The sequence below is a fragment of the Micromonospora endophytica genome (assembly GCF_003236305.1).
Lineage (GTDB): Bacteria > Actinomycetota > Actinomycetes > Mycobacteriales > Micromonosporaceae > Micromonospora > Micromonospora endophytica.
The window spans coordinates 1-9,391 of record NZ_POTX01000231.1; the positions used below are offsets into that span (position 1 = coordinate 1).

A 9,391-nucleotide genomic window follows, 5' to 3' on the forward strand; every position below is an offset into this window, starting at 1 on the left:
ACCGGCTGGACCCCGGCCGGGGTGTTCACCGGCGGATCGCTGCTCTTCGGCACCACCGGCCGCACCGACCTGCTCGGCCAGCAACACGCGCACGAGCTGGCCCAGCACCAGCACGCCTCGGCCCGGCTCCTGGCCCGGTGGGTTCCAGGGTGAGGTGGTGGTCCGCAACGCGGGCACCTCGGCGATCAGCGGCTGGACCCTCGGCTGGACGTTCCCGGACGGCCAGCGGATCAGCCAACTCTGGGGTGGCACCCACACCCAGACCGGCGCGAGCGTCTCGGTGCGGGACGCGGGTTACAACGGGGCCCTCGCCCCCGGTGCCACCGGCAGCGTCGGTTTCCTGGCCAGCACCACTGCGGCCAACACCGCACCGACCACCATCACCTGCACCGCCCGCTGACCGACCACACCGCGGCCAGCGGCGACGGGCCCCGCCCGACCTCTTCGGTCGAGCGGGGCCCGTCGCGGTAGCAGCCTGTTAAAAGGGGGCCCCTGCTATACACCAGGCGTTAACAGGGGGCCCCGCCTTACACGTCGTTGGGGCGTTGGACGTCGACGAACTCGATGTCGTCGACGGCACGGTCCCGGCTGCCGGCGGCGCGTGCCGCGGTGCCCGCGGCCCAGCCGATCGCCGCGCCGACGAGCGCGGTGCCGATCAGCAGGGCCCAGGGCAGCGCGGGTTGGCGTCCGGCCAGCGCGTCGAAGGCCCGGATGGCCCGGTTGCGGGCCTCGTCGGCGGCCGATCCCACCAGGTCGCCGGCGTCGTCGGCGAAGCCGGCGGAGGTGTGCCGGGCCGAGCGGGCGGTGTCGCGGATGCTGTCGCCCGCCGTGCTGACGGCCGAGACAAGGTGCTGCCACGCCTGATCCGCGATCCGCTCCGGCTTGCTGCGGCGCTCCAGCAGGTTGGTTCCGAACATGGTGGCTCCCTCCTCGACAGGGCCGAGGCCGGTGACCACGTCAGACCTCCTCGGCGGCTCGCCCTCGTGCGGCAGGGCTCGCCACGCAAGCTGTGCCCCGCCGGACGCCGTCACAAACCCCGCTGCGCGTCGGCGTCCGGCGGGTTCGGGTCGTGCGCTGCTCAGCGGGAGACGACAGCGACGGTTCCCGCCCGGGCGAAGTCGTCGTCATCGTCATCGTCGTCATCGCCCCCGCCGCCGAAGCCGCAGGCCAGTACGAGGGCGAGCAGGGCGCTGACACCAGCCAGCGCGGCAAGTCTGCGGAGCATCTCGTCGTCCTCTCGTTCGTCAGGTCATCCGTGATGCTAGGCACACCGTGCCAGTGGCTCCCGGTGACCAGCTGCGCCCTGGCCAGCGCGGCGGTGCCCCCGGGCCGGGCCGACGCCGGTGCGCCGATCGCTGTCGGGCTGGCGCCGGCCCGCTACCCTGGTTCGGCGGTGTGGGTGACCCGGCCGACACCGAGTAGTTTGGTCCTGGAAGGTCCGGATGTGGGGCTTTTACTGTGCTCACATTCGCGAATTGCTCATCCCGAGGGGTGGCGACCGAGGCCGTTGGAGGAATACTCTCGGTCGCGGCCCGCGTACTGATGAGGCGCCCGTCGGACGGGCGAGTGGAGGTGCTCGCGTGAGCCTGTCGATCCTGCAAACGGTTCGGCCCGGTGGTGTCATCGAGATCGCTCCCCGGGGCGAGATCGACGTCGACACCGCGTACGAGGTGAAAGAAGCCATCGCCGAGGTGCTGGCCAAGGGGCGCCCGGCCCGGATCGAGCTCAACATGCGGCTGGTCACCTTCATCGACTCGGTGGGCATCAGCGCGATGGTCGCCGGCTTCCAGACCGCGGAGGTCAGCGGCGTGCGCCTGGTCGTCACCGAACCGAGCCGGTTCGTGCACCGGCAGCTCTGGGTAACCGGCCTGCTCGGCCTCTTCGGCGCACCCGAGCCGTACTACGCCGGCGCGGCCGCCACCCCGGAGGTTCTGCCCGGCGCCTGAGCGTTCACCAGTCGTCAAATCCGGCCAGGTCGACGTCGGCCACCTCGGTGACGGCCCGGATCGCCGTCACCGACGCGTAGCCCTCGGCGAGCAGAGCCAGGTCGGTGCCGGGCTGCACCGCCTCACCCGGCTCCTCCAGCGAGGTGCGCACGAAGCCGTGACCGGACTCGGCGACTGTCATCTGCACCTGGCCGAAGGTGGCCAGGCTGCCCCGGCGGACCCCGCGTAGCAGGTCGAACGGCAGGTCCGGCGCGTTGACGTTGAGCACGCTCTCCACCGGCCCGGTGTGCAGCCGGGGCAGCAGGTCCAGCGCGACCCGGGCCGCGGTCGCCCAGTGCCGGTCGGCGTCGCGGACCAGGGCGGCGGCAGCCACCGCGGCGCCGCCGCTGACGGCGGTGGCCTCACCCACCGACAACACGTCAAGCGAGACGGCCATCGCCCGGCAACCGTTGGCGGCGGCGGTGAACGCCGCGCCCACCGTGCCGGAGTGCAGCACCGCGCGGCCCGCGTTGGCACCCCGGTTGATGCCGGAGAGCACCACCTGTGGTGGCGGCCCGAAGGCGCCGTGCACGGCGATCAGCGCGATGAAACCGGGCGAACCACCCACCCCGTACGCGGGCACCCCGTCCAGTTCGGGCAGCGGGTGCTGGTGGACCACCACCTGGCCGTCCTGCTCCACCGCGCTCATCGCGGCGCTGGTGCCGCTCGCCTCCTCCAGCGGCGCGGCGACCACCACGTCGTGCCCGCGTGCGACTGCGGCGCGGGCCAGCGCCTGGATGCCCGGGGCGCCGATGCCGTCGTCGTTGGTGATCAGCACCCGTAGCGTCATCGTCCCGCCACCCGCTGGGCCAGCTCGTCCGGGGTGGTGCGTTCCTGCGGGACGGTGCCGGCCGGCTCCAGCCGGACCCGGTCGACCAGACCCGTGATCGAGTCGAGTCGTCCGGTGCCCAGGCCGTGCCGGGTGACGTTCAGCGCGCCGGCTGCCGCGCCGGTGCGGATCGCGGTGCGTACGTCGCCACCCCGGGCCACCACGGCCGCCACGCTGGCGGTCATCGAGTCGCCCGCGCCGCGCGGGTCGGCGGCCTCCAGTCGCGGCATCAGCACCTCGAACACCTCGCCGTCGACAAGTGCCAGCGCCGGCTTGTCGGCTCGGCTGACCACCACGTTCTCCGCGCCGGAGGCGTGCAGTTCGTGGATCGCGTGGATGATCTGCGCTGCGCTGTCGTCGTCGGCACGCCCGTCGGCGATCAGTTCCTCGTGGCTGACCTTGAGGAAGAAGACCCCGCTGTCCAGTACGGCGTTCAGGTGCTCGCCACAGAGGTCCACCACCACCCGGCTGCCGTTGGCGCCCAGGTCGGCGGCGAAGCGTCGGTAGAGATCGGCCGGGACGAGCGACGGATCGTTGGGGCCACTGAGCACGCTTACCGCCGCCCGTAGCCCCTCACCGAGCGCGAGGTTGTAGAGCTCGTCCAACTCGTGCCGGCTCAACGGCTGGCCGGTGACGTCGACCAGCTCCTGCCGGGTGCCCTGGCGGCGGTCGTGCACATAACCGCCGCTGCCACCGGAGTCGCGGGTCACCACCTTCAGGTCGACTCCCTCGCTGACCAGCAGTGGCTTCAGCACCTGCCCGATCTCGCCACCGAGCGCGGTGCAGAGCACCACCTCGACGCCGTGCGACAGCACCATCCGGGCCTGCCAGACGCCCTGCCCGCCGGGATGAAGGTGCAGCTCCGGGGTGTCGTTCGGCTGATCGATCGTGACGGTGAGCAGTGGCGTCGGCGCGAAGACCATCACCCGCCCGCTCACGGCTGCCACCTGCTCATGCGCGTTCCTCCCAGGTGCGACGAAATGTCCGCTTACTGGTGGGACCGTAACCGCTGTGGCCCGGTCGCGCACGGCGACGGGCGGCGCGATGGCCAACCGCCCTGGTCAATGCGCTGTCAAACGGCGCGGGGTGGGTCGCCGACCGGCGATCCACCCCCGAAACGCTGCCGATCGGTCAGTACATCGACAGGTGGACGTGGTTGGTGTGATCGCTGGACGGGTCGCCGCGACCGCCGCTGTACGCCTTCCATCCGCTGCTGGGCAGCCAGATCTGCTTGTACCAGATCACGTAGAGCACGCCGAGCCGGTCGGCGTTGTCCACGAAGTACGCGGCCAGGTTGTTGCCGTACGTCCGGTCACCACCCGTGGCCACCCCACCGAAGCCGTTCTTCTGCGCGGCGAAGTCGCAGGCTCGACCCTTCGGGTGTTCACCCGAGCCGCCGGAGCGGAAGCAGGAGACGTACCGCTTGAAGCCGGCCGCCTTGGCCTGGTTCAACGCGTGCAGGGTGCGCGGGGTGATGCAGCCGTTGGCCGGGGTGGGGTCGTTCACGCTGCACGACTCCGGCGGCCACGACCCGTTGGAGTTGCGTGGCGCGGGCTTGGCGGTGCGGCTGGAGCCACCGCTGCTGGTCGGTGCCGGGTTGGCCTTGGCCTTCTCCGCCGCGGCGGCGCGTTCGGCCGCCTCCTCCCGCTCGACGGCGACGGTCAGCGCCCGCTCGGCCTGATCCTTGCGCTTGGCCATCACGGCCACCTGCTTGCGCTCCTCCTGAACCTCGGCGTCCAGGTCCCGCTTGGTCTTGGTGATCTCGTCGTGGGTGGCCTGGAGTTCGCGTACCGCCCGATCCTCGTTGGCGGCCACCACGTCCAGTGCCGCCGCCCGGTCCATGAAGCCGGCCGGGTTGCCGCTGTTGAGCAGCGCCGAGGCGGCACTGAGCCGCCCGGCGCGGTATGCCTGGGCGGCGATCTCGGCGACCTTGGCGTTGCGCTCGTCGAGCTGCGCTTCGGTGGCCTTGAGCTGGGTGGTGAGCTGCTTCTGCCGCTTGACCGAGCGGTCCAGCGCGGCCTTGGCGTCGATGAAGCCCTTGCTTGCCGCCTCCAGTTGGTCGCGCAGCGCTGGAGTGCCGCCCTCGTCGTCCACGTCGCTCGGGGCCGCCGCGCGCAACCCCTGCGGTGGGGCGGCGGACGCGGGACCGAACGGGGCGAGCGCCACGCTCAACGCGAGGGCGAGCCCCGCGGCGGTCAGGGCCGCCATCCTGGCGGCCGGTTTCACGGTTGCCACTGCTGGCATGCAGATGTCCTTCCGTCAGCCGCCGACCGGGTTAGCTGACGGGTTCGGGACGGAAGATCCCTACCGCGTGACCGCGGATGCACCCCAGGAACATGGTTCCCCGGTTCGCCCTGGCGGGCGATTAGGCGGCGGCCGCCGCCGGCACCGGTGGGTGCCGCCTGGCGGAGGCCGGGTCCGAGCCTACCGGTGCTGGTGTGACCCATGCAGCCGGTGTGACTCCTGGTACTGGCTCACTCACCAGTGAATCAGACAAAAGGCGACTAAAGGGATGTTTTGCTCGACCTGCTCAACTGGTGGGGTCGACCGTGGTCAACCGCTGGGTGGCCCGGGACAGGGCGACGTAGAGGGTGCGTACCCCCGCGCCGGGCTCCGCGCGGATCTCACCCGGCGCGACAAGCACCACCCCGTCGTACTCCATGCCCTTGGCCTCCAGGCTGGTCACCACCTGGAGCCGCTCGCTGCCGAGCCCGCCGAGCCAGCCCGCGACCTCGTCCCGGCGCGGCACCGGCGTGATCACCCCGACCGTCCCCTCGACCTCGTCGAGCAGGGCGCGTGCCGCCGCCACCACGCGGGACTCCAGCTCCGCGGCCGGCACCGCGAGCTGCACCGGGTCGACCCCGGTGGTGCGGACCGCGGTCGGCAGCGCGAGATCCGGGTACGTCCGGCGGATCTCGGCCGCCGCCACCGCGAAGATCTCCGCCGAGTTGCGGTAGTTGGTGGTGAGGGTGAACCGGTGCCGACGCCGCCGACCCAACGCCTGGTCCCGGGCCCGAGCCAACTCCTGCTCGTCACCCGTCCAGGCGGTCTGCGCCGGGTCGCCGACAACCGTCCAGGAGGCCAACCGCCCCCGGCGGCCGATCATCCGCCACTGCATGGGCGAGACGTCCTGCGACTCGTCGACCACCACGTGGGCGTAGTCGCGGTAGTCCTCCGGGCGTTCGCGGGCCGCCTGCCGGGCGGCCCGTTGCCGATCGGCGGCCGTGCTCAGCTCACGGACCCCACCGGCCAACTGGAACGGATCCCGCTTCTTCCGGGCCGGGCGCATCGGCTTGCCGAGCAGCGCGTCCAACTCGTCGAGCAGCGCGACATCGGCCACGCTCGGCCCCTGCTCGGCCAGAGTCTGGTACGCCTGGGCCAGCAGCCGGGTCTCGGCGCCGGAGAGCAGACCGTTGGTGTAGCGGCGCAGCCGGTCCGGGTACGCCAGCCAGCCCAGCACGTGCCGGGGATGCAGCCGAGGCCACCAGGCCTTCAGGAAATCCCGGAAGTCGGTACGGTCGATCAACTCGTCCTCGAAGGCGCGCTGCTCCGGCAACCCGGCAATGCCCAACCTGCGGGCCTGCGCCCACAGCGCGGCGAGCACACCGTCGAAGCCGGCCCGGCGCACCTCGTTGCGGCGGGCACCCCGGGGCAACGCCCGCTCCCGGATGGCGTCCAGCTCGGTCCGCTCCAGCCGCAGCAACTGGCCCCGGTAGAGCAGGCGCAGCTCGACCGGTGAGTCGGGCACCGCGTCCCGGGCCGCCCGTTCCAGCACCCGGCGCATCCGCAGCGAACCCTTGATCGCCGCCACCTCGGGTGGGTCGGTGCGGGTGGCGGCCATCCCCGGGAAGAGGCTGCCTAGTGAGTGCAGGGTGGCGGTGTCGTCCTCACCCAGCGACGGCAGCACCGAGGCGATGTAGCCGACGAAGACCGAAGACGGGCCGACCACCAGGATGCCGCCGCCGGCGTACCGGCTGCGGTCGGCGTAGAGCAGGTACGCCGCCCGGTGCAGCGCCACCGCCGTCTTGCCGGTGCCCGGACCACCGGAAACGATGGTGACTCCCGAACCGGGGGAGCGGATCGCCTCGTCCTGCTCCCGCTGGATGGTCGCCACGATGTCGCGCATGCCCCGGCCGGTGGCCCGGGACAGGGTGGCCAGCAGCGCGCCGTCGCCCACCACCGGCATCTCCGCCGGCGCAGCCTCCGGGTCGAGCAGGTCGTCCTCGATCCGGGTCACCCGCTCGCGGCTGGACTGGATCGTCCGGCGCCGCACCACGCCGAGCGGCTCGGCGGGGGTGGCCCGGTAGAACGCGGCGGCGGCCGGGGCCCGCCAGTCCACCACGAGCGTGCTGGCGTCCTCGTCGCGGATGCCGAGTCGCCCCACGTACAGCACCTGGCCGTCGCGCAGGTCGAGCCGGCCGAAGACCAGTCCCTCGTACTCGGCGTCGAGCAGGTGCCGGCGCTGCGCGGCGTGGAAGACCATCGCGTCCCGCTCGACAAGCGCACCGAAGTTGCCGACCCGGGCCAGCCGGTAGCCGTCCCGCTCCGCGCGGACCGCGGCGCGACGCAGCTCGGCCAGTCGCGCGTACACCCGGTCGAGATGCCGTTGCTCGACGGCGATCTCCTGATCCAGGGTGCTCTGATCCACCGCGCTTCTCCTCGTGACGCCGCCCGCCCAACCGCACGAGATTACGCCCTACGTCCCAGCTGCAAGGAAGGGCACCTTGTCAACGCCTGAGGTATAGGAGGGGCCCCTTGTTAACAACCGCGCCCGGCGGTGGGGGCGGGGGTGGCGTCGAGGACCTGCCGCAGCACGCCGTACAGGGCGGCGTTGACCTCATCGGGCCGCTCCATCATCAGCATGTGTCCGGCACCGGGACAGACGGTCAACTCGGTGTCCGGCAACGCGGCGGCGATCGACTCCGCGCACGGCGGCGGGGTGAGCCGGTCCCGGTCGCCGACCAGGGCCGCCGCCGGTAGCGGGGCCAACGCGGCCAACGTCTCCAGCCGGTGCTGCGCGCCGAACGAGGCCCGGAAGCCACCTATCGAACGCAGCGTGGCACGGGCCACCGCCGAGGTGACGAGCCGGATGTCGACCGGGTCGCAGCGCTCGCCGAAGAGCATCCACCGGATGCTCGGTCGCAGCGCCCGCAGCAGTGCCCGGGGCGGTCGCCACGCGCCGCACCGGGCCAGCACCCCGGCGCCGGTGGTCTCGGCCAGCCGGATCAACCGGGCGATGCGGGGCGACAGGCCGTAGACGGTGTGGGTGTGCCCCTCGGCGGTGGTGGCGACGAAGACCAGCCCGGCCACCCGCCGGGTGAAGTGGTCGGGGTGGCGGTGGGCGTACTCCATCACCGTCATGCCGCCCATCGAATGGCCGCCCAGCACCACCCGACCGGACGGTACGACCGCGTCCAGCACCGCGGCCAGGTCGTCGCCGAGCTGGGCCAGGGTGGCGGTGGGCAGCTCCATGCAGCTGGAGCGGCCATGCCCGCGCGCGTCGTAGGTGACCACCCGGACCGACTCGAACGTCTCCCGCAGCGCGGCCAGCTGCCGGTGCCAACTGCGCCCGTCCAGCGTCCAGCCGTGCACCAGCACCACCGAGACCTCGGCGTCGGCCGGCCCGGTGACTGTCACGTGCAGGCGTACGTCGTCGGCGAGTTGTACCTCGACGGGCTCTGGCATCGCCACCTCCCCACGGCCGCGCGGATGCGTAACGCCAGAGATACCCAGTGGTAACACCGGCTATCCGTCATGACACCACGCGAACGTCGATGAGCGGAAGATTCATCAACCGTCCCCTTGACCGGACCGGCAGGGTCAAGCTGAGGACATGACGGTGTCTCGGGCGACAACCGCCGGGTCCGCGCCGGGCGGCCGGGCACCCGGGGGTACGCCTCGGGCGGCCCTGGCCGACCTGCTCGCCGGTAACCGGCGCTTCGTCAGCGGTCAGCCGGTGCACGGGCACGACGTGACCGCGGCGGCCGCCAGCGCCTCGGGTGACCAGCAGCCGTACGCGGTCCTGCTGGGCTGCATCGACTCGCGGGTGCCGCTGGAGGCGATCTTCGACCAGACCTTCGGCTCGATCTGCGTCATCCGCACCGGCGGGCACGTACTGGACCGGGCGGTGCTCGGTTCGATCGAGTACGTGGTCGACGTGTTGGGCGTACCACTGATCATGGTGCTGGGCCACGAACGCTGCGGCGCGGTCGACGCGACTGTCGACGCGCTGCGCACCGGCCACCGGCCGCCCGGCGCGCTGGCGCACCTGGTGGACCGGATCGCGCCCGCGGTGGCCGAGGTGGGGCTGGACGAACCCCAGGTGCGCCCCCTGGCGATCCGCCGCCACGTCCGCCGCACGGTGACCGCGCTACGCGCCGACCCGCTGCTGGCCGCGCCCCTGCACACCGGCCGCATCGCCGTGGCCGGCGCCCTCTACGACCTGGCCACCGGCGAGGTCTCCCTGCTCGACCCGCCCTAGCCGCCGCCGATCATGCAGTTATGGTGCCCGTTTTTGGGCGCAGTGAACGTTTTGTCCCCACCACAACTCCATGATCGACGAGGCGGGGTGGGGTGG

The 9,391-nt window shown here is 72.3% G+C and carries 10 protein-coding genes and 1 riboswitch; of the genes, 3 read left to right on the forward strand and 7 right to left on the reverse strand.

What is annotated here, in order from left to right; translation table 11 throughout:
• Nucleotides 1-157: 157 nt before the first annotated feature.
• A complete protein-coding gene (locus C1I93_RS32730; protein ID WP_258378340.1) occupies nt 158-400 on the forward strand; it encodes a cellulose binding domain-containing protein in 243 nt (80 codons plus the stop codon).
• A gap of 127 nt (nt 401-527) precedes the next feature.
• On the opposite strand, the gene C1I93_RS24770 is transcribed toward C1I93_RS32730, so the two are convergent.
• Nucleotides 528-917 carry a hypothetical protein gene (locus tag C1I93_RS24770; RefSeq protein ID WP_111245696.1) on the reverse strand — a complete coding sequence of 130 codons (390 nt, stop codon included), beginning with the start codon at nt 915-917 and terminating at the stop codon, nt 528-530.
• Between the two features lie 161 nt (nt 918-1,078).
• A complete protein-coding gene (locus C1I93_RS31760; RefSeq protein WP_181445308.1) occupies nt 1,079-1,225 on the reverse strand; it encodes a hypothetical protein in 147 nt (48 codons plus the stop codon).
• 355 nt (nt 1,226-1,580) lie between these two features.
• Between C1I93_RS31760 and C1I93_RS24775 the strand changes: the two genes are divergently transcribed.
• Nucleotides 1,581-1,946 carry an STAS domain-containing protein gene (locus C1I93_RS24775; protein WP_111245691.1) on the forward strand — a complete coding sequence of 122 codons (366 nt, stop codon included), beginning with the start codon at nt 1,581-1,583 and terminating at the stop codon, nt 1,944-1,946.
• Between the two features lie 4 nt (nt 1,947-1,950).
• Here C1I93_RS24775 and surE read toward each other — a convergent pair whose 3' ends face one another.
• From surE to C1I93_RS24800, 5 genes are all read right to left on the reverse strand, one after another.
• A complete protein-coding gene (gene surE, locus C1I93_RS24780; protein ID WP_111245692.1) occupies nt 1,951-2,775 on the reverse strand; it encodes a 5'/3'-nucleotidase SurE in 825 nt (274 codons plus the stop codon).
• Entirely contained in the window at nt 2,772-3,752 is a 981-nt protein-coding gene (locus C1I93_RS24785; protein ID WP_223256334.1) for a 1-phosphofructokinase family hexose kinase, read from the reverse strand. The genes surE and C1I93_RS24785 overlap by 4 nt, the downstream gene beginning before the upstream one ends.
• Nucleotides 3,753-3,945: 193 nt before the next feature.
• On the reverse strand, nt 3,946-5,058 hold the full coding sequence (locus C1I93_RS24790) for a coiled-coil domain-containing protein (protein WP_111245693.1): 1,113 nt from the start codon (nt 5,056-5,058) through the stop codon (nt 3,946-3,948).
• Between the two features lie 4 nt (nt 5,059-5,062).
• A riboswitch (cyclic di-AMP (ydaO/yuaA leader) is annotated at nt 5,063-5,196 on the reverse strand.
• Between the two features lie 148 nt (nt 5,197-5,344).
• On the reverse strand, nt 5,345-7,462 hold the full coding sequence (locus tag C1I93_RS24795) for a HelD family protein (RefSeq protein ID WP_111245694.1): 2,118 nt from the start codon (nt 7,460-7,462) through the stop codon (nt 5,345-5,347).
• Between the two features lie 110 nt (nt 7,463-7,572).
• Nucleotides 7,573-8,499, reverse strand: coding sequence for an alpha/beta fold hydrolase (locus C1I93_RS24800; RefSeq protein ID WP_111245698.1), 927 nt, complete (start codon nt 8,497-8,499; stop codon nt 7,573-7,575).
• Nucleotides 8,500-8,647: 148 nt separating this feature from the next.
• Here C1I93_RS24800 and C1I93_RS24805 point away from each other — a divergent pair, with 148 nt between their 5' ends.
• Entirely contained in the window at nt 8,648-9,295 is a 648-nt protein-coding gene (locus C1I93_RS24805; protein WP_111245695.1) for a carbonic anhydrase, read from the forward strand.
• The last annotated feature ends 96 nt before the right edge of the window (nt 9,296-9,391 follow it).

Coding starts and splice junctions, on each gene's coding strand:
- C1I93_RS24770 (WP_111245696.1), bottom strand. CDS start 917: ATGTTCGGAACCAACCTGCTGGAGCGCCGCAGCAAGCCGGAGCGGATC.
- C1I93_RS31760 (WP_181445308.1), bottom strand. CDS start 1,225: ATGCTCCGCAGACTTGCCGCGCTGGCTGGTGTCAGCGCCCTGCTCGCC.
- surE (WP_111245692.1), bottom strand. CDS start 2,775: ATGACGCTACGGGTGCTGATCACCAACGACGACGGCATCGGCGCCCCG.
- C1I93_RS24790 (WP_111245693.1), bottom strand. CDS start 5,058: ATGCCAGCAGTGGCAACCGTGAAACCGGCCGCCAGGATGGCGGCCCTG.
- C1I93_RS24800 (WP_111245698.1), bottom strand. CDS start 8,499: ATGCCAGAGCCCGTCGAGGTACAACTCGCCGACGACGTACGCCTGCAC.
- C1I93_RS24805 (WP_111245695.1), top strand. CDS start 8,648: ATGACGGTGTCTCGGGCGACAACCGCCGGGTCCGCGCCGGGCGGCCGG.